Raw genomic sequence first — 26499 nt, 5'->3', positions numbered from 1 at the left:
CACTTTTGAGAGGGCAATCCGCTGATGCAAAGATAGCAGGTCTTCATTGCAGACGACGAAAGCAGGCGCATGAACGGACTGATCGGCTTGGGAGGAACGGTGGGGCTTCTCCTCATCCTGGGCACACTGGTGGGATGCACCGATCGGCAACGCTTCTCCGTGCGCTGGCTGCTGATCGCGGCGCTGCTCGTGGCGATCAACGATGCGCTTCTTACCCGCGCCTACGGATCGCTGTCTGACCTGATCGGCGGCGAGTGGAACTGGCAAGGCAAGCTTCTGGCGCTCGCCACAACGCTTGCCATCGCCTTGTCCCCTGCATTCGGTTTGCGTCGTGTCGGCCTGACGATCGCACAGGCGCCCGGCAGCCTGAAGGCCGCGTTGCCCGTGGCGGCGCTCTATTGCGCCTTCTTCGTCATGGTCGCGGTGGCCTTTCCCGGCGGGCAGGCCAGCGGCGAGGAAATCGCCTTTCAGCTGACGATGCCGGGTTTTGAGGAGGAACCCTTCTACCGGGGTATCCTGCTGTTCGCGCTCGATCAGGCATTCACCGGCAGGAAGCGGTTCCTTGGGGTCGATTGGGGATGGGGTGCTGTGTTATCATGCGTCCTGTTCGGGATGGCGCACGCCTTAGGCTTTTCGCATGGCAGCTTCCACTTCGACCCCATGACAATGGCGCTGACCGCCATTCCTTCGTTCATCGCCGTCTGGCTGCGCCTGCGCACGGGAAGCCTGCTCCTGCCGATCCTACTCCACAATTTCGGTAATTCGTTCTCGCTGCTGGCCTAAGTTTGAGACTTGTTGGTCAGCACCGGAAGCTGACGTCGGCAGCAAACACGACTCTAGAGAAACAGAAGGTGAGTCAGATCACGACCATCGCATCAATGGTTTCCGACCCTTAGAACAGCTCATCGAGCAACAAGTGCACCTCGACCTTGGCCCGGTCGACCGCATCGATGCCATAACGGGTGAAAAGCCGTGCAGGCAGCGTACCGCCAAACTCCGTCAAATTGGAGGATAGGATCGCCAGGTCCTGATAGCGATCGGCAACGCCGACGCGACCAAGGTCGATGCAGCCCGTCACCCGCCCTTCGTGCAGCAGGATGTTGTCGAGCGAGAAATCGCCATGGGTGACGACGGGATCGGGCGTCATCGGCATATGATTTTGCAGCGCATCCCACACCTGTTGCGCGGACCATCTAGCGCGGACGTCGTCAAAATCGTCTTCGTCGACCAACCCGGCGTCGATCCGCTGGCGGGCAAGCCATAGCCGCCGTTCGATACCGCTATCGAACGGACACGCCGCGACCGGCAATGCGTGCAGCGTCCGCAGGAAGGCAGCCAGCACATCGACCACCTGCTCCCGCTGTCCAGGCGCGCGGTCCAGCACCTGCCACGCGGTTTCCCCCGCCAATGCCGCCGTCAGCAGCCAGGCGTCGTCCGCCGCCGCGACGAAACCGACCAGATGCGGCACCGCCAGCCGGCCTGTCAGCCAGCGCAGCCGGACCATTTCATCGACAACGTCGCCGGCGGCGTCACCCTGCCCGTGCTTCAGGAAGAGATCGGGTGCCCCCGCCTGGCCCGACAAACGATAGACGGCACTGCCCGACTCACCGATCTGATCCCGCGACCAGCGATAACCGGCGACCTGTTCCGCCAGCCCTGCCGGCACAGCTACCGGTGCGCAAAGGACGTCCCGCTCCATCATCACTCCACCGATCGATACCCGAGCATCATCGCCCGACAGCCGACAAACGAAAAGGGAGGCCGGTTGCCCGACCTCCCTTCCGAAATTCAACTTCCGAAGAAGTGGAATTACATGCCCGAACCCGGACCGTAGGTGATTTCCACGCGACGGTTCTGCAGTTCGCGAACACCGTCGGCGGTTTCGACGCGCGGACGGCCTTCACCGAACGCTTCGGTCGAGATCGAACCACCCGAGATGCCACGGCCTTCCATGTACGCACGGACCGAGTCAGCGCGACGCTGCGACAGACCGACGTTGTACGAAGCCGAACCCGAACGGTCGGCGTGACCGGCCAGCATGACCTGCGCGTTGCCACACGACTGGTAGTTCGAGATGGCGTTGTCGAGAATGCCAGCCGCTTCCGGCGTGACGTCCGACTTATCCCATTCGAAGAACACGATGTACGGCCCAGGCGTGCAGACGACCGGCGGCGGCGGCGGCGTTTCGACCGGCGGCGGCGGCGGCGGCGGCGTTTCGACCGGCGGCGGCGGCGGCGGCGGCGGGGTCGGCGCACCGAAGTTGAAGGTCAGGCCACCCAGCAGGCTGTGCGACCGGAAACGACCGTCATAGCCAACGCCACGAACGTTCACGAGGCGAACGTCATCGGCGTTGAAGAAGCGATACTTCAGCGACACGTCGACATTTTCGCTCAGCGGCGCGCGGATACCCGCCAGAGCCTGCCATGCGAACACGGTGTCCGAATCGTCGAGTGCCGCGAACGCGTTGTTCACGCGATAGTCGCTGGCCTTGACGCGAGCGACACCGGCACCGCCGCCGACGAAGCCGCTGATGGCGTCGTCGTCACCGAAGTCGAGCAGGGCATTCGCCATGAACGACAGCGCCGAGGTGCGGCCACCGCCGCTATAGGTGCCAGCACCGACCGAGGTGGTCGGGCCGGTCGCGATCGAACCGGTCGTGCGCAGTTCGTCGACGGTTGCGCTCTTGTACGCAACTTCGGCTTCGACGCGCAGCGCGCCGAAGTCGTAACCAACGGTGCCGCCAACGTCGTAGCCATAGTTGCTATCGACGGTGGTGACGCCACCGGCCGGCGTGGTCAGATCGTAATCGATGTCTTCGACGATCATCGCGCCGCCTTCCACACCCACATACCACGCGTTGTCGCGGGCGAGGGCGGGAGTTGCGAGCGCAGTGGTCGCGAGCGCCAATGTGACGGCAAGCTTCCGCATTCTAGTCCCCTTTCACAGTTGTCCTACGGACAGCGCAAACCAAGTACCGAAGCGTTAGTTTCCACGCAAGCGCACAAATTCTGTGGTGTTGCAGGAATATCACGGATTCAGGCAGCGATCAGGCCATGCGCCCGGAGCGCGGATAGGACCGCCGAAAGGGTCGCCCGCGCCTCTTCGTCGCGCGTCGTCCCGCCGACGGGCGACGTGATCGCCGGCTGTTGCGCGCCCACGACCGGCACGCCGTCGACCATGATCCGCTGCGCCCGCACCTCCCCGCGCCGCCACGCACCGCCGCGGAACTCCACGGTCGTTTCGCCGCCGATCCACCACAGCCGCATCCCCTCACGCGGCACGACGAAACGCCAGCCGCCATCAGTCATCCCCGCGATCTGGTCCGTGCGCCCGCTCCATACCCCGCTCGGCGCGGGACCGACGATCCAGCATTGCCCGACCACCGGTTGGGCCGGTGGCACGTCCAGTGCGACACCGGAGACGCATCCGTGCAACAGCAGGTCGATCAGCATAAGCGCTTCGTTATGCACCATTTCCTTGTGCGCCTGCGCACTGTGCAACAGCGGCAGGGCAAGGCGGTGGGTCAACTCGTTCATCGCGACGTCTCCGGGGAATAGGACAGGGTTGCAGGGGGCGAGAGGCCGTTGGTCCCGATCTGGCGAACCTCGATCGTCACCGGACCGGTCCCGTCGGCCAGGCGCCATTGCGGCTCGGCCAGCTCGAACGACCGCAGCGTGCCGGCCGCATCGACGATGCTCAGCCGATACGCCTCGCGCTCCTCGACCAGCGGCATGTCCACGCCGTCACGCCACGGCACGAACAGCCGCGTCCGGCGGACCCACCGCAGCAGCGGGCCGTCGCCATCTGTCGTGATCGACAGGTGCACCGGCGCCGGCGGGACCAGCCATTCACCGTTCGGCGTGACGGTCGCGGTGGCGACATCCGCCGCGTCGATGCCGGTCGCCACTACGCCGACCGGGGTCCCGACGCCCACGCCGTCGATCCGGCGGAGAGTCGCCGCGTCGAGCAGCACGAACCGCTCGCCCGCGCGATGGGTCGCCATCGCCGCCTCGGTCGCGCGTCGCCCCCGCCACAATCGCGACAGCAGCCACCGTGCCGGACCGATCCGTACCGCCGATCCGAACTGGATGATCTCGTCGCCGACCAGCGCCGCATTGCCGCCCCGGTCCACCGCCGCCGCATCGATGCCGTCCAGCATCATGCCGTCGTGCAGCAGCAGGACCTCGACCGCCGATGCCCGATCCTCGACCAGCGCGCTGCCCGGCGCAGGCGGTACCGTCACCGTTCCGAACACGCCGGCGGCGGCGGTGTCGCCGATCTCGCGCCACCCGTCCGCATCGCTCCCGACCGACAGCGTCGCGCGGCGCCAGCCCGGTGCAGTACCGGCCGCCACCACGCCGACCCATGGCACCGCGCCCGCATCCTCGCCGGGCAGCTCGACCAGCCGCAGCGCCGTCCGGCCCGTCAGCACGTCCGCCGCCAGTTGCGCCGTGCCCGTCGCCGGACGCCCGGCCTGTCCGGCGGACGTGATCCGGACCAGCTCCAGCGTGATCCGCATCGCCTCGATCCGCGACCGCCGTACCCGCCACAGGCCCGGATCGTCCGACAGCGTCACCCGGTCGCCCGGCGCGACATCGATCGCCCGCCAGTCGAGCGCCACGGTCCGCACGTCGCGCGCCGCGCCCTCGCGCGCCGCCCGGTCGGCGGCGATCCCGGCCGCTGTCGCCGCATCCATCGCGGCGGGCAGCTCGATCCGCAGCATCCGCCCCGCCCCGCCGGGCCGCACCACCTGCTGTACCCCCGCCTGATAATCGCGCGCCGGATCGTGATAGGCGATGGCGACATCGGCCGGCACGCCCGGCGGCCGGCGCCAGGCGGGCGCCTCTACGGCCAGTGCCGTATCGGGCAGCATCCGCGCCGGTCCCGCACCGATGCGCAGCGCTATGCCGTCGCCCTCGGCGGCATACCATCCGCCCAGCGGCTCGACGATCGCCTCCACCGCGTCGCGCACCCGTTCGCCGCTGGCGGCATAGCCGGCCAGCAACGGCCCCACCGCCCCGGCGCGGATCGCCCCGCCGCCCAGCGCCGCGACGATCGTTCCGACCGCCATCGGGGCGGCATCCGCCTCCACCTCGAAGGTCAGCGACGGGATGCGATTGCCGAAATCGGCCAGCGCCAGATCCTCGAACACTGCATAGGCCATGCCGCGATGCGCCGGGGCGTTCCCGATCCCGACCAGGCTCGCGATCAGCGGGTCGGGCATCTGCGCCTCGTCGCCCGGATACCAGCGGAAACCGGTGCGCGTCTTCCAGTCGCCCGCCGCCCCACGCAACAGCTTCCCCTCGGCCCAGATGCGGCGGATGCCCCGGATCGGCCGCGCCGACAGCGCGACCGCGAACGACGCGGTATAGCTATAGCGCGTGGTCCGGGCCGCCCCCTTCCCGCTGGTCGCGGCCGCCTCGCGCAGGTCGGTCGCCCAGATCACCGTGCCCGCCACCCGCATCGTCCCGAACAGCTTCGAGATCTGCGTGCCATAGCTGGAGAGTTGCACCTGCAACTCCCGCAGCCTCGGCCCCTGTCGCGCCGGACCGCCGAACACCGTCCCGTCGACCGCCTGTCCCGCGATCCGGCCCAGCGCCGCCCCGGCCGGCCCCGCCACCGCGCCGCCCAGCGTCGTCAGCACCATCGTCGCCATCGTCACTCTCCCGTTTGCGCCAGATGCCGATCACCGGCCAGGGCGGCGGCCCCGGCCGCTCGACCACCGCCCGCGCCACTGCATCGGCGTGGATCACGCCCGCTTCGGTCGCGAGCGCCAGGTGCAGTTGTCCAGGGCCGCTTTCGATCAGCAGCACATCGCCCGCCGCCACCTGCTCCACCTGCCGGAACGTCTGCCCCAGCACGGCGGCGGCCCGCGCCGCATCGCCGCTGCGTGGCGGATAATCGTCCGGCACCGCGACCCCGTGCGCCCAGCCGACCAGCCCGACACAGTCGAACCCCGCCTCGGGCGTCCGCCCCTGCCGCCGGAACCGGCACCCGATCGCACCCCGCGCCCGCCCGACCGCGCTCATCCGCCCGGATAGCGGGTCAGCAGATCGATCCCCGGCAGATGCGGCTCCCCACGAAAGTTCGCGACATTGCCGAACCGGTCGCGACAGGTGGCGAGCGTCCCGTCGCATCCCTCGCTCAACTCCACCAGCGCCCCCGCCCCCTCGAAGCGCGGCGGCGCTTCCAGCGTCACCCCCTCGGCATCGGCCGCAACGATGAACGCCGACAGCCCGCCATTCATGCCCCCGATCCAGCGCAACCGCCCGCGCGCGAAGCCCGCGCCCGCCGCCAGCACCAGCCGCTCGCCCTCTTGTGCGCTTACCCGCACGATCCGCCGCCGTCCGCGCATCGCCACCCCGCACCGCCGGTCGCCCAGCGTCGCGCGGCATCCGGGCGACGTCGCCTCGACCACCGGCGCCTCCAGCCGCACCTCCCCGCCCAGAAGTTCGGCGGCAAAGCTCCCGCGCCCGGTCTCGACCGTTCCGATCCGCCCGCTCGCCACCGGCACGGGCGCCCCCGGCCGTTCCCAGTCCACCGCGAACACCGCCACCCGCGCGCCGTCATAGCGCCCGACCCGCAGGTCGCGTTCGTCAATGGCGGCATGGCCAAGCGCTCCCTCGACGGTCATCGCCGGCGCGTCGAGCGTATCGTCGCGCACGATGGCGGAAGGGGTCATCCCCGGCGCGGCGCGACAGGTCAGCCCGTCCACCACCACATCGCGTTCATGCGCGGTCAGGCCGATCGTCACCCCGTCGCGCCGCTCGATCCGCCAGCACAAGGTCAGCGTCGACACCGCGCTCATGCCTCGCGCACCTCGATCAGCGGCACGCTGGCCGCGATGCCCGCGCCATGGGTCGCGCGCGCCACCTGCAACCGGTCCTCGGCAAAGCGCACCGGCACGTCGAACGTGAACCCCGCCGTCACCGCCACGCCCTTGTCCGGCGCGACGTCGAGCAGCACCACGCCGCCGTCACCGACCGCAAAGCCCTGCGTCTCCACCCCGCCCACACCGATGCGCACGCTGCCCGCCACCGGCCGGGTGATCCGGCGGACCATCTGCCCGTATCGCTTCACCAGCGCGAACCGAGTCGTGACGCCATCGCCGGTCCCGATCACCACATCGCCATACCCCGGCTCCACGGCGGTCGCGTGGTCGAACGGGTCCTGCAACCGGAACGCCCGCGCCGGCCCCAGCCGTGCGCGAAAGAAATCGAGCAGCAGCGCCACATCCGCCTGCGACCGCACGCCCGGTCCCACATCATAGCGGGTGCGCGGTTCCGCCCAGTCGACATTGCGCGCCTCATGCCCACCCGCCGCCACCACGATCGCGGTCGACGTCTCCGGCATCACCTCGGCCTCCGCGCCCAGCGCCAGCGGAAAGCGCACATCGTCGAACGCCTCCATCGCCCCCTCCTCTTCGAAATAGGTGAACCCGTCGCGCAGCACCTGCGGCAGCGCCCAGACGAAGGTGTCGGCCACGCCCCGCGCCCGCGCGGCATCCGCCGCCGCCGCGATCGCCCGCCACTGCCCGCGATCCTCGGGCCGCAACACGAAGCCCGAGAAATAATGCTGCTCATCCGCCGGATAGCCCAGCCGCTCCCCCGCCGCCGCGACCCCGCGCGTGGTCGCCCCGACATTGCCGGTCGCCGCCCAGTCATAATCCTCCAGCTGCAACACATCGAACGCCGGCCTTGCCCACCCGACCGGCAGGTTCGCCCGCTTCACCTCCGGACTGTCGGCATTCAGGATCGTCGGCAGATAGGCGAGCAGCAGCGCTTCCTCCGCCCCCGCCTCGCGCGCCGCCGCGACCAGCGCCGCCGTCGACGCCGCCAGCAACGCCCCCGCCCGGTCGAGCAACGCCCGCCGCGCGGCATCCAGCTCCCCGCACACATCGTCGATCACCGGCGGATTGCCGCCCAGCGCCGCCCGCGCCGCATCGTCATACAGGCAGATGCGATGATCGGTCGTCACCCACCACCAAGGCTCGCCGACCTGGAACCGCCGGCGCCCGCCCGCCGCCCGCCCGATCCCGACGAACGCCCGCGCCACCGCCTGCAAATACGCCATCGCCCCGACATGCGCCGGCGACAGCAGCGTCGACGGCGGCGCCCAGCCGGTCAGCGCGGGCGACCCGTCCGCCGCGCGTTGCTTCCAGTCGCCCCAGCAATGCGCATCGAACAATTCGTAGCTGAGCGACCAGACCGGATCATATCCCAGCGCCCCGGCACGCGCCGCGAAGTCGCGATGCCACGCCGCGCAGGCCACGTTCAGCACCCCGCCGCCGAGCGACACGAACAACCCGTCGCCCGACCGTTCGAGCCGGAAATAATGGCTCATGCCGACATAATGGACGAGGGCGCCGCGATACCCCAGCCGCAGCGCATTGTGCAGCAGCCGCTCGGGCGTCAGGTGATAGCTGTCGTCATAGCCGCTCGCGATCCGCAACCCATGTTCGGGCAGCACCACGTCGCCCACCCCCAGCACCGATCCCGACCCATCGCAGCGGATCGCCGACATCTCCGCCCAGCCCTTGGCCGGTGCCGCCAGCAGCCCGCCGTCCTCGGCATAGTCCGGCGGCACCAGCGACACGAACATCCGGTCGACATCGCCCGCCCACACCGGCACCCCATCCTCGGGCAGCGTGTACCCGCCGATGACGGTCGCGAAGTCGATGACGACCTCGGCATCCTCAGGGCTACCGGTCGCATAATTCCACAGCCGGACGTACCATGCCCGTGCCACGCCGGCCGCATCGCGCCCCTCGATCGTCAGCGCCGGGCCATGCGTCGCATCCAGCGCCCGGACGCCCGACGAGCGCCAACGGAACCGCAGGGTGCAGTCGCGATAATCGCGCACCGTGTCATAGCGCAGCAGCGGGTGGTCATGGACATCCTCCGATGCCCAGATCAGCCCCGCCAGATCATCCTGCCGGTAGAAGACGCAATCCACCCGCAGCGCGTCCGCCCCCGTGGTCACCACCGACGCCATCATCGGACGCGGAAAATCGACCGTCCAATAGGCAGGATCGAAGCGCGAAAGCACCCCCGCCTCCTGCACCGTGCGGGTCTCCGCCAGCCAATATCCCATGGCTCAAGCCTCCATCAGCGCGGCACGCACCGCCCGCGCCACCTGCCGGCTCGACTGTTGCAGCGCGCGCGGCGCATCGCCGCCGCCGGCATTTACCGTGATCGCCACCCGCACCTCGCGACCGCCGCCCGCCTGCGCCGGGACCACCTGTCCGCTGCTGGTCGGCACGAACAGTTCCGGCCCGCGCTCACCGACCCAGTACGGTCGCGCCGGGCTGACCGGGCCTCCCGTGGCCCGCCCCGGCGCGCCGCCGATCAATTGCCCCAGCAGCCCGATCAGCCCGCCGCCCCCGCCCGGCGTTACCGCACCGACCACCGCCGCCGCCGCGATCTCGCCCAGCACCTTCAACGCCGTGTCGCGCAGGTCGTCGAAGCCCAGCTTGCCGCTGCGGATCGCGCGCGCCAGCGTCGTCTCCATCGCCCGCCCGGCGCGGTCGATGCCGCCGGCGAACGGCCCGTCGAGGCTGGCCTGCATCGTCGCCACATCCTGCGCGAACCCGGCGGTATCGGCGCGCACGCGCACGACCAGCCGTTCGATTTCCTCATCCATCGGGAAAACGCTCCTTCAATCGGTCGATCGTGATCCGGTCGCAGGGGTCGGGCGCATCGCCCCGCACCGCCTGCACCAGCGTGCCCAGCTCGGCGGGCGTCGCGCGCCAGAAGGCGTCCGGTCCCCAGCCGAAGGCGACGCCCGCCAGTCCCCCCATCCGCCGCGCGGCTTCGGCGAACGTCACCGCCCGCCCAGAATCTGCGCGATCAGCATTTTCAGCGCCGGGGTCGCCGCCGCCAGTCCGCCGGCCGTCACGCCTTCCGCGAAACTGTCGCGTCCCATCGGCGCCGGATCGCGCAGGCAATGCCACAGCAACGCGACCAGCTCGGCCAGGGTCAGCCGCCCCGCCGCCGCCCGTTCCACCAGCGCGAACAGCGACCCCACCTCCCCCTCCGCCGCGACCAGCGCAGCAAAGCTCGGGCGCAGCACCAATGTCTCGCCGTGCACGCGCACATGCGCCTCGCCGCGCACCGGATTGGCGGGCGCGGTCATGCCGACACCACCGGGCCGGACGATTCCAGCGCCAGCGTATAATTGCGCTCGCCATTATAATCGCCGGCATAGTCCAGCCGCGTGACCAGGAACCGCCCGGTCATCGTCTCGCCGCTCTCGAAGCTCAGCCGATAGTCGTCGATCACGCCCGACAGCGCATTGCCGCGCAGCCGCACCTCCGCCGCCGATCCGGTGAACACGCCCGCGCCGCTGACGCTGACCGACCGCACGCCGGCCCCCGACAGCAATTCGCGCCACCCGCCCGAATCCTTGCTGGTGATCGCCACCGCCTCGCCATTGACGCTCAACTGCGTCGTGCGCAGCCCCGCGACCGTCGCATAGGCCACCGGCACCGCCCCGTTCCCGATCTTCAACAGGAACGCACTACCCTTCTCCGCCGCCATCGATTGTCTCCTGAAAAGTCCGCCGCCCAACCAAAACCGTCACCCCAGCGAAAGCCGGGGTCTCCCACCGCATCCCGCGACACCGCCCGGGAGCCGCCGCTAACTGATCGAAACCGCTGCCCAACTGGCCCCCGGCCTTCGCCGGGGTACGTCCGGAAACATTGAGGGCATCCGTCGACCAAAACCGTATCCCCGCGAAGGCGGGGATCCAGAGCCCCAAACGCCACCACCCGCGAAGCGACCCTGGACCCCCGCCTGAGCGGGGGTATGATCGGACGAACGCGGAAATCACCCCGCCAGCATCCGCACCCGGAACTCGATCGCCCCGACCCACCCATCCCCCTCGCGCAGCACCCGGCTGCGCACGAACGACAGGCTCGCCACCCGCCACCCGGCCAGCAGCGCAGGCGCCGACAACACCGCCACCTCCGCCGCCGCCGCGATCGAACGCAGCCGCGCCGGCACCTCGCCCCCGTCGAACACCTGCACGACGACCCGCCCCTCGCGTCCGGCGGCATCCTTGGTGCCCCAGTCGGTCAGCACCGGCGTATCGACCACCACATACGGCCGCCCGGCCCGCACCGGCGGCGCATCGAACACGCTCGCCGTCGTCAGCACCGCCCGCAACCGCGCGACCAGCATCGCCTGCAACACCGCCCCCGCGATCATCGCCCCCACCCCGCAATATCCTGCAGCCGGGGATCGGCGATGGTACGCCGCACAAGCCCCCGCCCCGACAGCACCACGCCATCGCCGACGACCTCCGCCGACACCCCCGGCACGTCCCGCGCCGCCGCGACCACCCGCGCGCGCGCCGCCTCCGCCCGGCGCTCGGCCGTAGCCTCGGCCCGCTCCAGCGCACCGATCATCGCCGTTCCCCGACCAGCCGCATCCGCCGCCACGGCCGCCACAGCGCCCCCACCGCCGCCGGGGGTGCCGCCGCCGCCGTCCGCGCATCGAACAGATGCGCGACCAGGAGCACGATCCCCTGCGCCACCGGCGGCGGCACCGCGCTCCACTCCATCGCCAGCCCCGCGACGAAGCGCACCGGCCCCGCCGCAGCCATCCGCACCCATCCCGTGCCGGCTTCGTCGATGTCGATCGCCGCGACCGGCGGCACCGCCGTGATCGCGGTCACCGGCGCGACCGGCAGCGGCCGCCATTCGGGCGACGCCGCCATCATCGCCTCATGCGGCCGCGCGATCATCGCGGTGCCGGTATAGGCCTCGGCCAGCGCCAGCGCGCTCTCCGCCAGCCGGTCGATCACCATGTCCTCGGCGGTCCCGGTGATCCGCAGATGGTCGCGCGCCGCCACGCGCACCCCCGCGATCACCGCCGCCGGAAAGGGCGCTGCGCTCATGATTGTCTCCTGTTTGATCCGCTCACGCGGATAGGGCGGTGCCGGCCCGCCGACGCGCTTGGTGGCATAGAAGTGCACGAACGGCTTGTTCGAATAAGGATCGCGCAAAATCTGCGTCTCGGCTCGCTCGGCGATCAAATACCCGGCCTTGAAGTTCCCGAACGCGATCGGGAAGGTGTTCGCGGCGATGTCGGGCATGTCCTCCGCCTCGACCACCGGATAGCCCAGCAGCGTGTTCGCCTGTCCCTCGGCCAGCCCCGGCGTCCACAGGAACGCGCCGTCCGCCGTCTTGAACTTGCGGATGCGCGCCGCCGTCTGCGCGTTCATCACCCAGCACGCGCCCTGCCGGTACGCCCCCCGCAGGCTGTGCACCAGGTCGATCAGCCGGTTTTCCGGATCGGCGCCGAAATCGGCCGCCGCGCCGCTCGGCAGATATTGCAGCGTCCCGAACGCCCGCACTGCGTCGCCGGTCGTGGCGGTGGGATAGTTCAGGAACCCGCGCGGCCGCCCGGCGCCGCTGCCCGCGACGAACGCCTGCCCCTCGGCCCGCGCGAACTCGCTGGCGATCTCGTCGGCCAGCCAGACCTCGACGTCGAACGCGGCGTCGTCCAGCATCGCCTGGCTCGCCGCCGGATTGGCGTACAGCTCGCCCATCGGCGGGGCGATTTCGTTGAAGGTCGGCGTCGCCGTCTCCGGCCGCGCGCCGCCCTCGCTCGCCCAGCCCGACGGCGTCGCCCCGCTGGTAACCAGCTTGCGGTATCCGGCCGACCCCACGCTCACCACCTGCGCGATGGCGCGGATCGGGCTGGCGCTCTTCAGCGTCGCGCCGATCATCGCGTCGATCTCGCGCGGCACGGCATAGCCGCCGCCCGCATCGCTGGTCCCCGCCACCGCCTTCGTCTCGATGGTCATGCCGCTCCGCACGAACGCGCCGAAGCCACCGCCCCGCACCCCCATGCTCAGCATCGGCCGGCTCGCACCCGCCGCCACACCCGAAAAGCTCCCCGCCAGCGTCTCGATCGTCATCCTCGTCGTCCCCATGAAAAAAGGGGCGCCGCGTTGCTGCGACACCCCGTTGTGGAAAAGTTCGTGAAAGTCTTTGTTGGTGCGGTGCCGGTCCGCTCCCCCACCCGGCCATCCATCGGAATACCGTGTGGGTGGCCGGGTGGGGGAGCGGGCCGGCACCGCACGACGCGCGCGAGCGCGTCCGGAAAACGCTCACCCGTCCTCGACCGCATGGATGCGCGCGAGCACCTGCATCGGCTGCGCGACCACGCTCACCTCGATCAGGTCGGCGGCGGCGATCGTCCGCCACGCCCCCTGCCGCACGCTGCGCGCCCGGTACCCGAACGACAGCCCGTCGACCGCCCCCGCCCGGACCAGCCGCGCCGCCTCTCCGCCCGCGATCCGCCCGATCACCGCCAGGCCTCGCGCATCCTCGCCCAGCCACTCGACCGTGCCGATCGGGTCCCCGCGATGCTGCCACAACAGCGGCACCGCCCCCGCCGCCACCAAGGCACCGGGCAGCAGCACGTCGCCGCCCCGGTCCGCCCGGCCGAAGATCGCGGCATAGCCCGCGAACCTCACCGCGCCCATTCGGGCCACCCGGTCCGGACCGCGATGCCGACCAGCAGCAGCGCGAACGCCATCCGCATCACCCACGCCACCGCCGCGCGCACCGCCGATCGCTTCGCATCGCGCCACGCCTTCAACAGCTCGCGCAGCTCCTGCACGTCGGCCGCCGCCGCCGCGTCCGACAATCCGATCCGCGCCATCGCCCGGCTCGCGCCCAGCTCGCCCGCCTCCTCCGCAATCGCGCGCAGCGTCTGCAGGTCGGCGCCATCGTCCGCCGCCTGTCCCATCAGCTGCGCCAGCAGCCCCGTATCGCCCATCGCTTGCCTCCTGCCTGTCGCCGCGCTAGCCCGGCCCCGTGAGACCGCGCCTCCGCATCATCGCCGCCGCCTTCGGCGCGGCCCTGCTCGCCTTCACCTTCGCGTTGCCGTTCCTCAAAGGGAAACGCTGCCTCGACGCCGGCGGCCGGTTCGACCGCACGACCTTGGTCTGCACGCCGCGTTGATTTGTGAGGTGCGGTGCCGGCCCGCTCCCCCACCCGGCCACCCACACGGTATTCTCGATGGGTGGCCGGGTGGGGGAGCGGGCCGGCACCGCACCTCCGCGTGAGCGGATCGGACAGCGCGCTCACATCCCCACCAACCCCCGCTTCTCGTCGTCGGTCAGGAAATCCGCCCCCGCCACCCGCGTCCACAACTGGTCGCGCTCGTCGCTGAGCGCCGGGATCGCCTCCATGTCGATCTCCAGCGCACCCGTCCCCAGCCAGCCATCGATCCCCTGCCCGATCGCGCCCAGCACCCGCTTGCCCAGCGGCACGATCGTCTGCCGCCACAGCGCGCGGTTCGCCTCGCGGTAATTCGCGAACGTATTGTCGCCCGGCAGCCCCAGCAGCATCGGCGGCACCCCGAACGCCAGCGCGATCTCGCGCGCCGCCTGCGCCTTCAACCCCACGAAATCCATGTCCGCCGGGGTCAGGCTCATCGCCTGCCATTTGAGTCCCCCGTCCAGCAGCATCGGCCGCCCGGCATTGGCCGCCCCGGCAAAGGCATCGTCCATCTGCGCGCGCAACCGGTCGAACTGCTCGCCCGACAACACCCCGCCATCCCCCGGATCATGGACCAGCGCCCCCGACGGCCGCGCGGCATTGTCCAGCAGCGCCTTGTTCCACCGCGCCGCCTGATTGTGGATCGCGACCGCACCCGCCGCCACGCCCAGGCAGCCCAGCCCATAATGATCGTCCAGCGGATGAAAGCCGCGCAGGTGGATCAGCCCCGGCCGGCCGCCCTCGCCCTCCATCGGAATGCGCAGCACCCGCTCACCCACGCGATAGCGATAGGCGACCGGCCATCCGCCCGCATCGGCCTCAACGGTCACCCGCTCGGGCCGCAGCGCATAGAGTTCGCCGATCCCGCCCGCGCCGTCGTCGAGGATCTGGATATAGGCGTTGCCGTGCAGCAGCAGTTGCGCGCCCACGCTTTCCAGCAGGTCCTGCCCCGCCGACCGCGCCTCGACCAGCGTCACCCCGCGCGGATCGCCCTTCAGCGGCAGCGACGCCAGCCCTTCGGCCACGATCCGGACCGCGCGCTGCGCGATCGGATTGCCCAGATACGCCTCGCGCAGCTGCGCCTCATAGCCTTGCGCCCAATCCCCCGCCGCCGGCCCGCTGCCGTCGCGCCAAAGGGTCGCGCCGCCACGCGCCAGCACCGGACGCGCGCCATCGCGCCCGGACCTGCGTCCGAACCATTTCATGCTCGTTCTCCTGTTGTCGGGCCGTGCCCGTTCGATGTCTTGAAGGGCAGCGTGCCCTCGCCGTGCACTGGCGTACCCCCGCGCAGGCGAGACCTCTGCAAAAGTCTTGAACAGAGCCAACGCCTCGCCGTACCCCGGCGAAGGCCGGGGTACGGATCGGGGGCTTTTGCAGAGGTCTCGCGCAGGCGGGGATAAATGAACGGGAGCGAACCGCCCCCACACCGTCACCCCGGACTTGATCCGGGGTCCCGCTTCTTCTTCCCCAGCCGAAAGCGAAGGCGCGTTCGCGGCACCCCCTTCTCGACTACGGTTCTCGACAACCTCGAACCTGCGCTCGAAGCAAACGGAGAGGACGAAGGGCAAGCAAGGGACCGCAGAGCGCGAAAACACCACCCCCCTAGCCCCCACACACCCCGTTCGGTTCGAGCAGCTTAGAGCCTGTCGAGAAGCGTCCGTCGAGAACCCCGCCCGCAACTCACAACACCCGCACCACCGCCTCCCCGCGCCCGCCCAGCATCAGCTCGAACATCGCCCACACCAGCGCATCGGCGCGGTCCGGCGAGCGCCCCGGCCCCTCATAGCCACCACCGGAAACCAGCCCGCACAGCTCGTCCTCCAGCGCGGGAAACGTGCGGACATGAAACGCCCGCCCGCCCTCGTACAATGCCGCCACCGGCTCCGCCCGTGCCGCCTTCCCCCGCGACGCATGGACCAGCCGCACCGGCAATCCGGCATCCGCCGCGCGCAGGACGCTCGCGACCATCGCCCCGCCCTGGTTCGATTCCGCCACCACCCGGTCGGCGCCATGGCGGCCCGCGCACGCCGCGACCGCGCCCGCCCACCCCTCGGGCGACAGGCCGGAAACGCTGGCATCCTCCAGCACATAGGCATGGCCGTCCACGCCCTTGCCGACCGCCACGATGCCGCACGCATCGCCCCCCACCCCGGCGGGCGGATCGACCCCGACGACCACCCGCACCAGCGTCGGCACCGCGTCCACCCGCCGCTCCTCGATCATCGCGCGCGACCACAACGCGCCCGCGACATCCTCGATCAGCTCGCCCTCCAGCTCCTGCCGGCCCAGCCGCGTGCCGGCATAGGCCCCCTCGATCTGCGCGAACCAGCTTTCGGACAGATGCCGGTTGTCGCGCGACCGCCCGCCGGTGATCCGCACCCCCGGCATCGCCCGGATGCGCCGCAGCAGCGGGATCACGCGCGGCGTGGTCGTGACCAGCGTCTGCGGCCGCTCCCCCATCCGCATCCCCATCATCAGATTGTCCCATGTCGCATCGGCATTGCGCCATTTCGCCAGTTCGTCGCACCACGCGACATGATGCTCCGGCCCGCGCAGTCCCTCCGGGCTTTCGGCGGCATAGACGAACGCCTTCGCGCCCGACCCGAACTCGACCATGTTATGCGACGGCCGATATTTGACCGCGCCATAATGTCGCCCGATCGCCAGAAGCCCCGCCGGCCCGCGCACCATCACCGTTTCGACGTCGCGCCGGTTCGCCCCCACCAGCGCAATGCGCAGGTCGCCCCGGTCCGCCGCCTGCGCGCACACCCATTGCGCTCCGGCGCGGGTCTTGCCGAACCCGCGCCCCGCCTGGATCAGCCACACCGTCCAGTCATTGTCGGCGACCGTCTGTCCGGCATGGGCATAGATGCTCCAGCGCGTCGCCAGTTCGAGCCGCCGGCTGGGCGTCAGCCGCGCGATGATGCGCGCCTGTTCGGCATCGTCCAAGGCGATCAGCTCCTCGATCATCGGATCGCGCGGCGTCATGCCCGTTTCTCGCGCTGGCGGCGCAGGATGCGCAGTTGCTCCAGCAACATCGCGTCGGTTTCCGCCTGCGTAGCGCGATGCCGTACCTCGCGAACGCCCGGCCCGCCGCTGCCCTTCTGCGACGTCTGATAGCGTTCGAGGAGCCGCATCGCCTGATCCACGCTCATCGGTTCGACGATCACATCGCCCTTTTCCGCGCCACCGGTATCGCCATCCTCGAACGCCGCCACCGCCTTGCGCAGCAATTCGGCCTCCAGCCGCTCGTACCCGACCAGCATCGCACTGCGCAGTTGCTCGGCGAACACCGGATCGCGCCGGCGCAGCGCGTAGAGGCCGGTCTTGGTCATGCCCACGGCGGTCAGCGACGTAGCCAGATTACAGGTCGCGGCGATATGGTCGAGAAAGGTTGCCCGGCGCGCATCGGTCCAGCCATGCGTCACATGTCGCCGTTGCAGCGGACGGTTCGTTCCGCTGCGGATCACGCTGTCACTTGCCATGTCCCCACCCCCAGACGCGGATCGGGGCCGACGACGTTTCCGCCCGGCCCCGATCCCTACAATTCCCGATGTTCCTGTTTTGTGCCATATCAGCGTCGCGCTGTCAACCGGAATGTTCCCATCTGGTTCGTTTTAACCCAGCCATGGCGGATTGCGCCCGTCGTCCCCACATAAGGGGCATCGTTGGCAGATGGTCCGTAGGCGCCAGCGACCGGGAGACGCACGCGCTTCCGCTTACGCTGTCGGGAGCGTCAACGATGGACCTCAACGATCTTCTCCACCGCCATCAGGTCGCGCTGATGCGCGTCGCCAATGCCAAATCGGTCGAGGCGGCGCATTCGCACGGCGGCATCGCCCGCTGTTATGAAAAGCAGATCGCCTCGCTGCGCGACCTGCTCGGCGCCTCGGGCCGGATGGTGACCGCATGACCGCCGCCCTTTCTCCCGCTTCGGACGACATGGATACGCCCGTCGCTAACGACGTCGCCGCCCCGGCGACCGAACCGGCGGCGCGCCCCGGCGCGATGAAGTTCCGCCGCAAATACACGACCGTCCGCCTGACCCCGGAACAGGCCACACGCCAGGGGCAGGTCGCGACCGGGGCCTTCCGTCATTTCGGCGACCGCGACGCGGCGATGGCGTTCCTCAACGACCATGACGAAGCCTTGGGCGGCCGCCCGCTCGACCTGGCGATCGCCAGCGCGGAAGGTCTGGCGCTGGTCGAGGCGGCGATGGCGCAGCGGAAGGTCTGACCCTTTAACCCGTCGTGCAACACCGTTCATGCTGAGTAGGGACTGAGCTTGTCGAAGGCCCGTATCGAAGCACCGCTCCTTCGATACGCTGTTTCGGTCAGCGCAACAGCTACGCAGGACGACGGGTTGATGATGCAGCCCACGCCAGCCCACCCCGTTCGGTTCGAGCAGCTTCGAGCTTGTCGAGAAGCGGCAGTCGAGAACCCGCCCGCTTGGCCCCCCTTCCCAACTATGGTTCGCGACAGGCTCGAAGCAAACGGGAACGTGGCGGGAAACCCCACTCACAATCCCGCGAGCATAGACTCCCACGCCGCGACTTCTTCGTCGCGCCGCCCGGTGATCCGCAGCGCGCCCGCAACGCCGGTCGCCGGATCGACCTCGATCTCGCCATCCCATTCGAACGTCGCGTTGCCGGCGATGGTCACCACGCCATCGGCATCGGCCCTGGCGCGCACCATGCCGCCGCGATTGAAGACCCGCGTTTCCACGCCCCAGCCGATCCGCCCCGTCCGCGCGGCGGCATGGGTCGACGCCGCCATCGCGCTGCCGCAGCTGTTGGTCAGCCCGACGCCGCGCTCATAGGTGCGCACGAACAGCGCCGGCGCATGGTCCGCCTCGCGCACTTCGACGAAGCTGACATTGGCGCGCGTCGGGATCAGCGCGGGCGCCGCCTCGCACCAGTCGCCCAGCCGCACCAGTTCGCCCTCATCGACCGCATCGACGAACGCGACCAGATGCGGGTTCGGCATCGCGACGGCGGTGAAGCGCCGTTCGCTCGGCAGGCCGGGGATCGCCGCCTCGACGAATGGTTCGCTGCCGACGCTCAGCCCGACATCGCGCGGGGCCAGCGACACCGGCCCGACCTTCGTCTCGATCGTCGCGACGCCCGGCGCGATCGGCGCGACCACCCGCGCTTGCGCCACGCTGGTCTTCAACCGCACCTGTCCGGCCGTGGTGCCCGTCACCTCGAACCCCAGCCGCGCGGTACAGCGGAGGCCATTCAGGCAAGTCTCCGCCTCCGACCCATCGGGATTGAACATCCGCATCCCGAAAATATTGACTTTATCAGAACCAGTTAGCAGTAAAAGCCCGTCGCCGCCGACATCCCTCGCCCGATCCGCCAGCGCCCGCGCGACCCGCGCCCACGCCGCATCGTCCAGCTCGATGTCCCGCGCATCGATCAGCGGAAAATCATTGCCCGACCCATGACACTTCACGAATTTCAGTTGCATTATGAAGCTTTCTTTCGCGCCCTGGCGATGAACGCCTGTTCCTTCGCCACCCGCGTCGCAAAGGCCGGCCGCGCCAGCATCGCCGCCAGATAGCGCGCCAGGTTCGGATAGGCCGCCGCATCGATCGGCGCACAGGCGTGGAGCGCACTGGCAAACGCACTGCCGATCGCGATATCGGCCAGCGTCAGCGTATCCCCGACCAGAAAGTCGCGCTCGCCGATCTCCGCGTCCAGATAGGTCAGGATCGCCGGCCACTGCTCGCGCTCGACCGCGTCCGCCGCCGCCGCATCGCCAGCGACTCCGCGAAACAACGGCCCGACCACCCGATTGAACAACATGGTCCGGCCCGTCGCGAACACCACCGTATCCGCCAGTTCATCGAACCAGATGGTGCGTCCGCGCGCCTGCGGATCGGCGGGGATCAGCGCCGGGTCGGGATGCTTCGCCTCGAGATAGGTGACGATCGCGCTCGAATCGGCCAGCGTGAAGTCGCCATCGACCAGCGCCGGGATTTGCCCGAACGGGCTGATCGCGCGGAACGCGGGCGATCGGTCGCCGGCGGCGGCGGGCACAAGCTCGACCGCGATCCCCTTTTCCTCGGCGAACACCGCGACCTTGCGGACGAACGGCGAAATGGTCGAACCATATAGCTGCATCGGCTTGCAATCTCCGTCCGGTCGTCGCGAAGGGGGCGACACCGGTCGGCCGGCTGTGCCACAACCCGGTATCGTGACGATAGTCCTCCTCCTCACCGTGATCGCGCTGACGGTCGCGCTGGTCCGCCTCCAGCGGCGGGTCGACGCGCTGGAGCGGCGGGGACATCCCTTGCCCGACGTCGTTCCACACCAGCCGCCCCCGCCCGTTCCGGTAGCCGACATCGCGCCACCGCCTGCGCCCGCACCGCCGCGGCGACGCCCCGCCCTTCCCCGTCCGTCCCGCCCGGCGATCGATTTCGAAACGCTGGTCGGCAGCCGCCTGCCGGTCTGGATCGGCGGGCTGGCGCTGGTGATCGGCGGCATCTTCCTCGTGCGCCTGTCGATCGAGGCGGGGTGGCTGACGCCCGCGATCCGCACCGTCCTTGCCGCGCTGTTCGCGCTCGCCCTGCTGATCGGCAGCGAGGCCGCGCGCGGCTTCGCCGCCACCCGCGACGATCCGCGCATCGCACAGGTGCTGGCCGGGGCCGGCATCGCGTCTGCCTATGCCACGCTCTACCTCGCCGCCGCGCTCTATCACCTGATCGGTCCGGCGACGGGCTTCGCAATCATGCTGGGCGTCACCGCGCTCGGCCTATTCCTGGCACTGCGCCACGGCCCGCCGACCGCAGTCATGGCGCTGGTCGGCGGGTTCGCCGCGCCTTTGGTCGCGGGCTATGACGCCGCCGGGATCGGTGCGCTGCTCGTCTATCTCGGCCTGTTCGTCGTCGCGCTGCTGGCGCTCGCCATCGTGCGCGGCTGGGCATGGCTGGCGCTGTCGGCATTGGTCGCGGCGTTCGGCTGGGTCGGGCTGCTGATCGCACTGGTCCCCCCGGCCAGCCTGGGCGGCATCGCCGTGTTCCTGATCGTCCTGGCGATCGGCGGCAGCCTCGCCACGCCACGCGCCGCCATCGCCCGGCCGTGGCTACGCGCCGCCCCCCTGCTCGCCGCGCTGGTGCAGATGCTCGCGCTCGCGCCGATGCTCGACTTCTCGGTGCTGGCGTGGAGCTTCTACCTGACCCTCTCCGTCGCCGCGCTGGTCCTCGCTTGGCGCGACGCGATCCTGCTTCCCGCCGCCATCGTCACCGCGATCCTCGTTACCCTGCTCACCGGCGCGGGCATGGTGCAGGACGACGGCAACGCCACCGAAGCCATGGTGCCGGTCGCGATGCTGATCTTCGCCGGGGCGGGGGCCGCCCTGTCGCGGCGCGGTGCCGGCTGGGGAGCGGTCGCGCTGCTGGGCAGCATCGGGCCGTTGCTGGCCGCACAGCTCTGCACGCCGTGGATCGCCCGCCCGATCCCGTGGCTGCTGCTCGCGCTGGCCGGCGGCGCGCTGGCATGGCGGCACCGCGACCGGGTCGAGCGCGGCGATGTCGGGCTGGTCGGCGGCATCGCCACGGTCGCGCTCGCGGTGGGCATCCTGCTCGCCACCTACCTGCCTGCGCCATGGATCGCGCTCGCCCCGCTGGCGGCGGGCGGGATATTGCTGGCCGCGCTGCGCCTCGACCGCCGGGCGATCGGACGGCTGGTGGTTTTGCCGTGGCTGCTGCTGCTTCTCGCCGCCGCCGGACCGATCGCGCAGATCCTCGTCGCGCTCGGCAAGTCGCTCGGCTTCGACGTCTTTCCCTACGCCTATCTGCCGCGCGCGGTCGATGCCGCCGCCCTTATCCTCCTGCCCGGCATCGCCGTCCTGGCGGCGGCATGGCGCGCGCCGGCGCTGTTCGGCCCGCTCCGCCGGCTGATCCTGCCGGTGCAGATCGCGCTGACCGTGCTGGGCGGCTATGTCCTCCTGAAACAGCCCTTCGCCATCGCCACCCTGCCCGCCTTCACCGCCAACGGCTTTATCGAGCGCGCGCTGCTCACCGACCTGAGCTTGCTGATCGGCGCGCTGGCAGGTCGGCGGCATCGTCGGCTGGGCGCCGCCTTCCTCATCCTCGGGCTGGCACGGCTCGTCTGGTACGACCTGCTCGGGCTAAACCCGGTGTGGATCGCCCAGAACGTCGGCCCGCTCCCCCTGCTCAACGCCGCGACGCTGCACCTCGGCTTCGCCGCCGCGCTGATCTGGCGATGGACCGACCTGCCGCGCCGCAGCCTGATCGCCGCGCTGCTGACCCTCGTCGCGACGCTCGCCACCATCCGCCAGATCGCGCATGGGACCCTGCTCACCGGTCCCATCGGCCTGGCCGAAAATGGCGGCTATTCCGCCGCGATGCTCGCGCTCGCCACCCTGTGGCTGTGGCGCGGCATCGCGCGGGCCAGCGCCGACCTGCGCCGCTTCGGCCTGACCCTGCTGACGCTCACCACGCTCAAGGTGTTCCTGATCGATGCCGCCGCGCTGGAGGGGGTGCTGCGCATCCTGTCGTTCATGGCATTGGGCGGCGCGCTGATCGGCATCGGCTGGGCCTATCGGCGCTATGTTGTCGCGGCACCGGCCCGCTCCCCCTCCCCGCCACCCATGCAAGATACTGTCGTGGGTGGCGGGGAGGGGAGTGTCGGATCGATCATGCCCCCGGCATGATCTGAACAATGCGGGGCATTGTTCACTCGGCACTGGCCGGTACCAACGTCACGCCAGCCGATAATGCGCCGCCAGCCGATCGAGCGCCAACGTAAGCACCAGCCGCCCGGCCCGCGCCGGCCAGCCCAGCGCTTTTTCCGCCGCCGGCAGCCCCTCGTTCGCGCACACCGTCCGCCAGAGAATGTCCGACAGCCCCGGCCCGACCGCTACCACCGCCGCGTCGAACCGCGCCTTGGCCGCCACCTGTCCGCCCGACGGATCGCTTGCCGCCCCCTTGGCGCCCCGTGGCGCCGCGTCCCACCGCATCGTCACGCGCGGTCCCAGCGCCGCCCGTTCGTAATCGCCGCGCAGCCGCTCGCCCGCCTCATATTGCCGCGCATCGACCAGCGACCGCGACCGCAGCCAGTCGAGGGGCGACTCGCGCAAGTTCACCTGCACCCGCCGCCCGCCCGGTTCCTGCCGCACCCGCCCGTCCACCAGCCGCCGTTCCACCAGTTCGCGCAAAGCCCGCCTCCCTCCGTCGATTCGCCGGCGGGGTTGCCATGATGGCAGGGTTGTAGGAAAGCATTTGTACCGATCTGGTTTGTGCACGAGGAAGACCGTCGATGATTACCGCCATCCGCGAAGTGCGCCGCGCACGCGGCCTGACGCTGGAGGAGGTCGCGATCCGCTGCGTGCCGCCGACCACCGCACAGACCATCGGCCGCCTCGAAACCGGCACCCGCACCGTCTCGGTCGGCTGGCTCAACCGCATCGCCGCCGCGCTGGCGGTCGAGGCCGCCGATCTGGTCCGCCTGCCCGAACGCCCCGACATTCCGGTCGCCGCGATCCTCGACGGGTCGGGTGCTGCGGCCCCCCGCCGCGCGATGAGCGTCACCCCGCCGCGCAGCGAGGGCGAACTCGTCGCGATGATCGTGCAGGCCACGACCGGCGACTATCGCGCGGGCGACATGCTGTGGTGCCGCCGCCTGGCGCCCGCCGACTATATCGCCGCGCTCCACCGTGACGTGCTGGCCCCCGGCCCCGCCGGTCGCTTCGCCTTCGGCCGGTTGCTGGCGTTCGACGGCGACATGGTATCGATCCTTCCCGCGACGCTCGGTGCCGGCCCGGTCGGCCTGCGCTGCGCGTGGATCGCGGTGGCGGAGCGGCTGGTGCGCAATTTGTAGTTTGGGACGTCCGACAAAATCAAACGCCGTTATCCCCGCGCAGGCGGGAATGACGATAAAGCTGATTAGCGATTACCCAACCGCAACTTTCCCCGACCCCGTCCTAAAGCGTCGTGACGCCCCGGCGCTGGCGTGTTAGCCCTCGCCCATGCCCGTCTCGGCCACCGCCTCCGCCCGCGAAATCCTGACGAACCTTCACGACGTGATGGCGTCGCGAAGTCCGGCGCAGGCCAAACTGAACTCGGTCGTCCGCATCATCGCGGAGGCGCTGGATAGCGAGGTCTGCTCGATCTACCTGCTGCGCGAGGGGCTGCTCGAACTCTTCGCCACCGTGGGTTTGGCGCAGGAGGCGGTCCACGTCACCAAATTCGCGCCGGGCGAAGGGCTGGTCGGCACGATCGTCGCCAATATCGAAACGCTCAACCTGGCCGAGGCCGCGACCCATCCCGACTTCGCCTATCGGCCGGAGACGGGCGAGGACAAATATCACAGCTTCGCCGGCGTGCCGGTCATCCGCCGCGAACGCGCCGTCGGCGTGCTGACCGTCCAGCACGCCGAACCGCGCCGCTATGCCGATGTCGAGATCGAGGCGCTGCAGACCGTCGCGATGGTGCTGTCCGAACTGATCGCCAATGCCGACCTGATCGACGCGACCGGCGGCGCGTCGATCCGGCCGCAGGCGACCGGCGCGGTGCGCGTCCCCGGCTTCAAGCTGGTCGAGGGCATGGGCGCGGGCGTCGCCGTCTTCCACCAGCCGCGCATCGTCATCGAACATACCGTGGCGGAGGATGTCGAGGCGGAGCGCCACCGCGTCTATGCCGCGTTCGACAAGATGCGCGACCAGATCGAACGCATGTCGAACCAGGCCGAATTCGGCGTCGGCGGCGAACATGACGAGGTCCTCGCGACCTACAAGATGTTCGCCTATGACGAAGGCTGGGCGCGCCGCATCAACGAGGCGATCGACAGCGGCCTGACCGCCGAAGCCGCGATCGAGCGCGTGCAGCAGCGCACGCGGATGCGGATGCGCGAGATCAAGGACCCGCTGCTCGCCGACCGGATGCACGATCTGGAGGACCTGTCCAACCGGCTGCTGCGCATCGTGTCGGGCCAGCTCGGCACCGCCGCGCAGATGGGTCTGCGGCAGGACACGATCCTGATCGCGCGTAATCTGGGGCCGGCGGAACTGCTCGAATATGACCGCCGCCGCCTGAAAGGGGTCGTGCTGGAGGAAGGGTCGCTGACCGCGCACGTCGTCATCGTCGCCCGCGCGATGGGCGTGCCGGTGCTGGGCCGCGTCCGCGACGTCCGCCGCCTGATCGCGGAGGGCGACCGCCTGCTGCTCAATTCGGTCGAGGACCTGCTGGTCATCCGCCCGACCCCGGCGATGGAGGAGGCGTTCGAATCGAAGCTGGCGCTGACGCAGAAGCGCCGTGCCGCCTTCGCCGCGATGAAGGGCGAACCGCCGGTCACGAAGGACGGCCATCGCATCACGATGATGGTCAATGCCGGCCTGCGCGACGACGCCGCCGCGCTCGACCTGACCGGCGCCGATGGCATCGGCCTGTTCCGCACCGAATTCCAGTTCCTGGTGTCGGCGACCCTCCCGCAGCGCGAGCGCCAGCAGCGGCTATACCGCGACGTGCTCGACGTGGCGGGCGATCGTCCGGTCGTGTTCCGCACCGTCGATATCGGCGGCGACAAGGCGCTGCCCTATCTCGACCATGCCGAGGGGCATGTCGAGGAGAACCCGGCGATGGGCTGGCGCGCGTTGCGCCTGGCGCTCGGCCGCGAAGGGCTGATGAAGGCGCAGGCCCGCGCCCTGATCGAAGCCGCCGATGGCCGCACGCTCCACGTCATGTTCCCCATGGTGTCCGAACCGTGGGAGTTCGAGGAGGCGCGCGCCCTGTTCGAGGCGCAGCGCGAATGGCTGCGCGGCCGGGGCAAGCCGCTGCCGACCGACATCCGCTACGGCGCGATGCTGGAGGTGCCGGCGCTTGCCGACGTGCTCGATTTCCTGTGGCCCAGCCTCGACTTCCTGTCGATCGGCACCAACGACCTGACCCAGTTCCTGTTCGCCGCCGACCGCGCCGATCCGCGCCTTGCGATGCGCTACGACTGGCTAAGCCCGGCGATCCTGCGCTTCCTGCGCCGTGTCACCCGCGCGGCGCACGACGCGGGCAAGCCGGTGGCGGTCTGCGGCGAGATGGGCGGGCGTCCCCTGGAAGCCATGGCACTGATCGCGCTCGGCATCGACCGGCTGTCGATCACCCCGGCGGCGGTCGGCCCGGTCAAGGCGATGATCCGCTCGCTCGACCGGCAGGCGGCGATGGCGGAAATCGACCGCCTCCTCGCCACCCCCAGCCGTACCCTGCGCCCCGCGCTGGAGGAATGGGCCAGGGCGAACGGCATCGACCTTTCTTAGAGCGCGATAACATCCGGTAGAACCGTTTGTGCTGAGTAGGGACTGAGCTTGTCGAAGGCCCGTATCGAAGCACCCCCTCCCCGTGCCGGGAAGGATAAGTTCCTCTCCCCCACCTCACTTTCCACCCGACACCCCGCTGCGACGTTGACAGCCGCCCTGCGCTGGCCGAAACCGCCCATGGACCGGGGGCGGGACGATCAGCGGGTTGGAAGGGTA

The 26499-nt window shown here is 70.1% G+C and carries 27 protein-coding genes and 1 pseudogene; 7 read left to right on the top strand and 21 right to left on the bottom strand.

What is annotated here, in order from left to right; genetic code table 11:
* Positions 1-69: 69 nt before the first annotated feature.
* Positions 70-783, top strand: a complete 714-nt coding sequence (locus ASE83_RS08135; protein WP_055788030.1) for a CPBP family intramembrane glutamic endopeptidase, BDIM_20840 family — start codon at positions 70-72, stop codon at positions 781-783.
* 109 nt (positions 784-892) lie between these two features.
* Here ASE83_RS08135 and ASE83_RS08130 read toward each other — a convergent pair whose 3' ends face one another.
* The 15 genes and pseudogenes from ASE83_RS08130 to ASE83_RS08060 form a co-directional block, all read right to left on the bottom strand.
* Positions 893-1702 carry an APH(3')-I family aminoglycoside O-phosphotransferase gene (locus ASE83_RS08130; protein ID WP_055788028.1) on the bottom strand — a complete coding sequence of 270 codons (810 nt, stop codon included), beginning with the start codon at positions 1700-1702 and terminating at the stop codon, positions 893-895.
* Between the two features lie 107 nt (positions 1703-1809).
* Entirely contained in the window at positions 1810-2928 is a 1119-nt protein-coding gene (locus ASE83_RS08125) for an OmpA family protein (RefSeq protein WP_055788026.1), read from the bottom strand.
* Positions 2929-3035: 107 nt separating this feature from the next.
* Positions 3036-3536: a DUF2793 domain-containing protein gene (locus tag ASE83_RS08120; protein WP_055788024.1), complete on the bottom strand. Its 501-nt coding sequence runs from the start codon at positions 3534-3536 to the stop codon at positions 3036-3038.
* Positions 3533-5656: a GTA baseplate fiber-binding domain-containing protein gene (locus ASE83_RS08115; protein ID WP_055788021.1), complete on the bottom strand. Its 2124-nt coding sequence runs from the start codon at positions 5654-5656 to the stop codon at positions 3533-3535. Before ASE83_RS08115 ends, ASE83_RS08120 begins: the two co-directional genes overlap by 4 nt.
* A gap of 369 nt (positions 5657-6025) precedes the next feature.
* Positions 6026-6808, bottom strand: a complete 783-nt coding sequence (locus tag ASE83_RS08110; RefSeq protein ID WP_055788018.1) for a DUF2163 domain-containing protein — start codon at positions 6806-6808, stop codon at positions 6026-6028.
* The gene (locus ASE83_RS08105; protein ID WP_055788015.1) at positions 6805-9093 is read right to left on the bottom strand and encodes a DUF2460 domain-containing protein; all 2289 of its coding nucleotides are present in this window, start codon (positions 9091-9093) and stop codon (positions 6805-6807) included. The genes ASE83_RS08110 and ASE83_RS08105 overlap by 4 nt, the downstream gene beginning before the upstream one ends.
* A 3-nt stretch (positions 9094-9096) precedes the next feature.
* A complete protein-coding gene (locus ASE83_RS08100; protein ID WP_055788013.1) occupies positions 9097-9642 on the bottom strand; it encodes a hypothetical protein in 546 nt (181 codons plus the stop codon).
* On the bottom strand, positions 9635-9826 hold the full coding sequence (locus ASE83_RS08095; RefSeq protein ID WP_055788010.1) for a phage tail assembly chaperone: 192 nt from the start codon (positions 9824-9826) through the stop codon (positions 9635-9637). The genes ASE83_RS08100 and ASE83_RS08095 overlap by 8 nt, the downstream gene beginning before the upstream one ends.
* Positions 9823-10134: a gene transfer agent family protein gene (locus ASE83_RS08090; RefSeq protein WP_055788008.1), complete on the bottom strand. Its 312-nt coding sequence runs from the start codon at positions 10132-10134 to the stop codon at positions 9823-9825. Before ASE83_RS08090 ends, ASE83_RS08095 begins: the two co-directional genes overlap by 4 nt.
* Positions 10131-10538, bottom strand: coding sequence for a phage major tail protein, TP901-1 family (locus ASE83_RS08085; protein ID WP_055788005.1), 408 nt, complete (start codon positions 10536-10538; stop codon positions 10131-10133). The genes ASE83_RS08090 and ASE83_RS08085 overlap by 4 nt, the downstream gene beginning before the upstream one ends.
* Before the next feature lie 288 nt (positions 10539-10826).
* A complete protein-coding gene (locus ASE83_RS08080) occupies positions 10827-11207 on the bottom strand; it encodes a DUF3168 domain-containing protein (protein ID WP_055788003.1) in 381 nt (126 codons plus the stop codon).
* Positions 11204-11407, bottom strand: a complete 204-nt coding sequence (locus ASE83_RS08075) for a hypothetical protein (RefSeq protein WP_055788001.1) — start codon at positions 11405-11407, stop codon at positions 11204-11206. Before ASE83_RS08075 ends, ASE83_RS08080 begins: the two co-directional genes overlap by 4 nt.
* Before the next feature lie 536 nt (positions 11408-11943).
* A pseudogene (locus ASE83_RS08070) lies at positions 11944-12864 on the bottom strand (phage major capsid protein); the annotation flags it as partial.
* Positions 12865-13116: 252 nt separating this feature from the next.
* Positions 13117-13494, bottom strand: a complete 378-nt coding sequence (locus ASE83_RS08065) for an HK97 family phage prohead protease (RefSeq protein ID WP_055787994.1) — start codon at positions 13492-13494, stop codon at positions 13117-13119.
* Positions 13482-13790: a DUF6127 family protein gene (locus tag ASE83_RS08060; protein WP_055787991.1), complete on the bottom strand. Its 309-nt coding sequence runs from the start codon at positions 13788-13790 to the stop codon at positions 13482-13484. Before ASE83_RS08060 ends, ASE83_RS08065 begins: the two co-directional genes overlap by 13 nt.
* Positions 13791-13828: 38 nt before the next feature.
* Between ASE83_RS08060 and ASE83_RS18470 the strand changes: the two genes are divergently transcribed.
* Entirely contained in the window at positions 13829-13975 is a 147-nt protein-coding gene (locus ASE83_RS18470) for a hypothetical protein (RefSeq protein ID WP_156352919.1), read from the top strand.
* 122 nt (positions 13976-14097) lie between these two features.
* Here the strand turns inward: ASE83_RS18470 and ASE83_RS08055 are convergent, their stop codons facing one another.
* The 3 genes from ASE83_RS08055 to ASE83_RS08045 form a co-directional block, all read right to left on the bottom strand.
* Positions 14098-15219 (bottom strand): phage portal protein, encoded by a 1122-nt coding sequence (locus tag ASE83_RS08055; RefSeq protein ID WP_055787987.1) that lies wholly within the window; start codon positions 15217-15219, stop codon positions 14098-14100.
* 475 nt (positions 15220-15694) lie between these two features.
* Complete coding sequence (locus ASE83_RS08050; protein WP_055787985.1) at positions 15695-17002, bottom strand: DNA-packaging protein; 1308 nt, start codon at positions 17000-17002, stop codon at positions 15695-15697.
* A complete protein-coding gene (locus ASE83_RS08045; protein WP_055787982.1) occupies positions 16999-17499 on the bottom strand; it encodes a hypothetical protein in 501 nt (166 codons plus the stop codon). The genes ASE83_RS08050 and ASE83_RS08045 overlap by 4 nt, the downstream gene beginning before the upstream one ends.
* Positions 17500-17756: 257 nt before the next feature.
* Here ASE83_RS08045 and ASE83_RS18795 point away from each other — a divergent pair, with 257 nt between their 5' ends.
* Both ASE83_RS18795 and ASE83_RS08040 read left to right on the top strand, forming a co-directional pair.
* The gene (locus ASE83_RS18795; RefSeq protein WP_200921867.1) at positions 17757-17927 is read left to right on the top strand and encodes a hypothetical protein; all 171 of its coding nucleotides are present in this window, start codon (positions 17757-17759) and stop codon (positions 17925-17927) included.
* The gene (locus ASE83_RS08040; protein WP_235513273.1) at positions 17924-18250 is read left to right on the top strand and encodes an antitoxin Xre/MbcA/ParS toxin-binding domain-containing protein; all 327 of its coding nucleotides are present in this window, start codon (positions 17924-17926) and stop codon (positions 18248-18250) included. The genes ASE83_RS18795 and ASE83_RS08040 overlap by 4 nt, the downstream gene beginning before the upstream one ends.
* 281 nt (positions 18251-18531) lie before the next feature.
* Here ASE83_RS08040 and dapF read toward each other — a convergent pair whose 3' ends face one another.
* Positions 18532-19482 (bottom strand): diaminopimelate epimerase, encoded by a 951-nt coding sequence (dapF, locus tag ASE83_RS08035; RefSeq protein ID WP_055787978.1) that lies wholly within the window; start codon positions 19480-19482, stop codon positions 18532-18534.
* Positions 19482-20138 (bottom strand): glutathione S-transferase family protein, encoded by a 657-nt coding sequence (locus tag ASE83_RS08030; protein ID WP_055787974.1) that lies wholly within the window; start codon positions 20136-20138, stop codon positions 19482-19484. The genes dapF and ASE83_RS08030 overlap by 1 nt, the downstream gene beginning before the upstream one ends.
* Before the next feature lie 73 nt (positions 20139-20211).
* Here ASE83_RS08030 and ASE83_RS08025 point away from each other — a divergent pair, with 73 nt between their 5' ends.
* A complete protein-coding gene (locus ASE83_RS08025; protein ID WP_162236629.1) occupies positions 20212-22692 on the top strand; it encodes a DUF2339 domain-containing protein in 2481 nt (826 codons plus the stop codon).
* Between the two features lie 48 nt (positions 22693-22740).
* On the opposite strand, the gene ASE83_RS08020 is transcribed toward ASE83_RS08025, so the two are convergent.
* Positions 22741-23196, bottom strand: coding sequence for a DUF6456 domain-containing protein (locus tag ASE83_RS08020; protein WP_055787969.1), 456 nt, complete (start codon positions 23194-23196; stop codon positions 22741-22743).
* Between the two features lie 101 nt (positions 23197-23297).
* Here ASE83_RS08020 and ASE83_RS08015 point away from each other — a divergent pair, with 101 nt between their 5' ends.
* Together ASE83_RS08015 and ptsP are read left to right on the top strand one after the other, a co-directional pair.
* The gene (locus tag ASE83_RS08015; protein ID WP_055787966.1) at positions 23298-23858 is read left to right on the top strand and encodes a helix-turn-helix domain-containing protein; all 561 of its coding nucleotides are present in this window, start codon (positions 23298-23300) and stop codon (positions 23856-23858) included.
* Between the two features lie 148 nt (positions 23859-24006).
* Positions 24007-26283: a phosphoenolpyruvate--protein phosphotransferase gene (gene ptsP / locus ASE83_RS08010; protein ID WP_055787962.1), complete on the top strand. Its 2277-nt coding sequence runs from the start codon at positions 24007-24009 to the stop codon at positions 26281-26283.
* Positions 26284-26499 lie beyond the last annotated feature (216 nt).

This window comes from Sphingomonas sp. Leaf32 (assembly GCF_001421765.1).
Classification (GTDB): domain Bacteria; phylum Pseudomonadota; class Alphaproteobacteria; order Sphingomonadales; family Sphingomonadaceae; genus Sphingomonas.
The sequence above is the reverse complement of the archived record's forward strand: the minus strand, read 5'-3'. Positions and strand labels throughout refer to the sequence as shown.

What these genes read in the sequence shown, in the direction of transcription:
- ASE83_RS08135 (WP_055788030.1), top strand. Translation starts at nt 70, where the DNA reads ATGAACGGACTGATCGGCTTGGGAGGAACGGTGGGGCTTCTCCTCATC.
- ASE83_RS08130 (WP_055788028.1), bottom strand. Translation starts at nt 1,702, where the DNA reads ATGATGGAGCGGGACGTCCTTTGCGCACCGGTAGCTGTGCCGGCAGGG.
- ASE83_RS08125 (WP_055788026.1), bottom strand. Translation starts at nt 2,928, where the DNA reads ATGCGGAAGCTTGCCGTCACATTGGCGCTCGCGACCACTGCGCTCGCA.
- ASE83_RS08120 (WP_055788024.1), bottom strand. Translation starts at nt 3,536, where the DNA reads ATGAACGAGTTGACCCACCGCCTTGCCCTGCCGCTGTTGCACAGTGCG.
- ASE83_RS08115 (WP_055788021.1), bottom strand. Translation starts at nt 5,656, where the DNA reads ATGGCGACGATGGTGCTGACGACGCTGGGCGGCGCGGTGGCGGGGCCG.
- ASE83_RS08110 (WP_055788018.1), bottom strand. Translation starts at nt 6,808, where the DNA reads ATGAGCGCGGTGTCGACGCTGACCTTGTGCTGGCGGATCGAGCGGCGC.
- ASE83_RS08105 (WP_055788015.1), bottom strand. Translation starts at nt 9,093, where the DNA reads ATGGGATATTGGCTGGCGGAGACCCGCACGGTGCAGGAGGCGGGGGTG.
- ASE83_RS08100 (WP_055788013.1), bottom strand. Translation starts at nt 9,642, where the DNA reads ATGGATGAGGAAATCGAACGGCTGGTCGTGCGCGTGCGCGCCGATACC.
- ASE83_RS08090 (WP_055788008.1), bottom strand. Translation starts at nt 10,134, where the DNA reads ATGACCGCGCCCGCCAATCCGGTGCGCGGCGAGGCGCATGTGCGCGTG.
- ASE83_RS08085 (WP_055788005.1), bottom strand. Translation starts at nt 10,538, where the DNA reads ATGGCGGCGGAGAAGGGTAGTGCGTTCCTGTTGAAGATCGGGAACGGG.
- ASE83_RS08080 (WP_055788003.1), bottom strand. Translation starts at nt 11,207, where the DNA reads ATGATCGCGGGGGCGGTGTTGCAGGCGATGCTGGTCGCGCGGTTGCGG.
- ASE83_RS08075 (WP_055788001.1), bottom strand. Translation starts at nt 11,407, where the DNA reads ATGATCGGTGCGCTGGAGCGGGCCGAGGCTACGGCCGAGCGCCGGGCG.
- ASE83_RS08065 (WP_055787994.1), bottom strand. Translation starts at nt 13,494, where the DNA reads ATGGGCGCGGTGAGGTTCGCGGGCTATGCCGCGATCTTCGGCCGGGCG.
- ASE83_RS08060 (WP_055787991.1), bottom strand. Translation starts at nt 13,790, where the DNA reads ATGGGCGATACGGGGCTGCTGGCGCAGCTGATGGGACAGGCGGCGGAC.
- ASE83_RS08055 (WP_055787987.1), bottom strand. Translation starts at nt 15,219, where the DNA reads ATGAAATGGTTCGGACGCAGGTCCGGGCGCGATGGCGCGCGTCCGGTG.
- ASE83_RS08050 (WP_055787985.1), bottom strand. Translation starts at nt 17,002, where the DNA reads ATGACGCCGCGCGATCCGATGATCGAGGAGCTGATCGCCTTGGACGAT.
- ASE83_RS08045 (WP_055787982.1), bottom strand. Translation starts at nt 17,499, where the DNA reads ATGGCAAGTGACAGCGTGATCCGCAGCGGAACGAACCGTCCGCTGCAA.
- ASE83_RS18795 (WP_200921867.1), top strand. Translation starts at nt 17,757, where the DNA reads ATGGACCTCAACGATCTTCTCCACCGCCATCAGGTCGCGCTGATGCGC.
- ASE83_RS08040 (WP_235513273.1), top strand. Translation starts at nt 17,924, where the DNA reads ATGACCGCCGCCCTTTCTCCCGCTTCGGACGACATGGATACGCCCGTC.
- dapF (WP_055787978.1), bottom strand. Translation starts at nt 19,482, where the DNA reads ATGCAACTGAAATTCGTGAAGTGTCATGGGTCGGGCAATGATTTTCCG.
- ASE83_RS08030 (WP_055787974.1), bottom strand. Translation starts at nt 20,138, where the DNA reads ATGCAGCTATATGGTTCGACCATTTCGCCGTTCGTCCGCAAGGTCGCG.
- ASE83_RS08015 (WP_055787966.1), top strand. Translation starts at nt 23,298, where the DNA reads ATGATTACCGCCATCCGCGAAGTGCGCCGCGCACGCGGCCTGACGCTG.
- ptsP (WP_055787962.1), top strand. Translation starts at nt 24,007, where the DNA reads ATGCCCGTCTCGGCCACCGCCTCCGCCCGCGAAATCCTGACGAACCTT.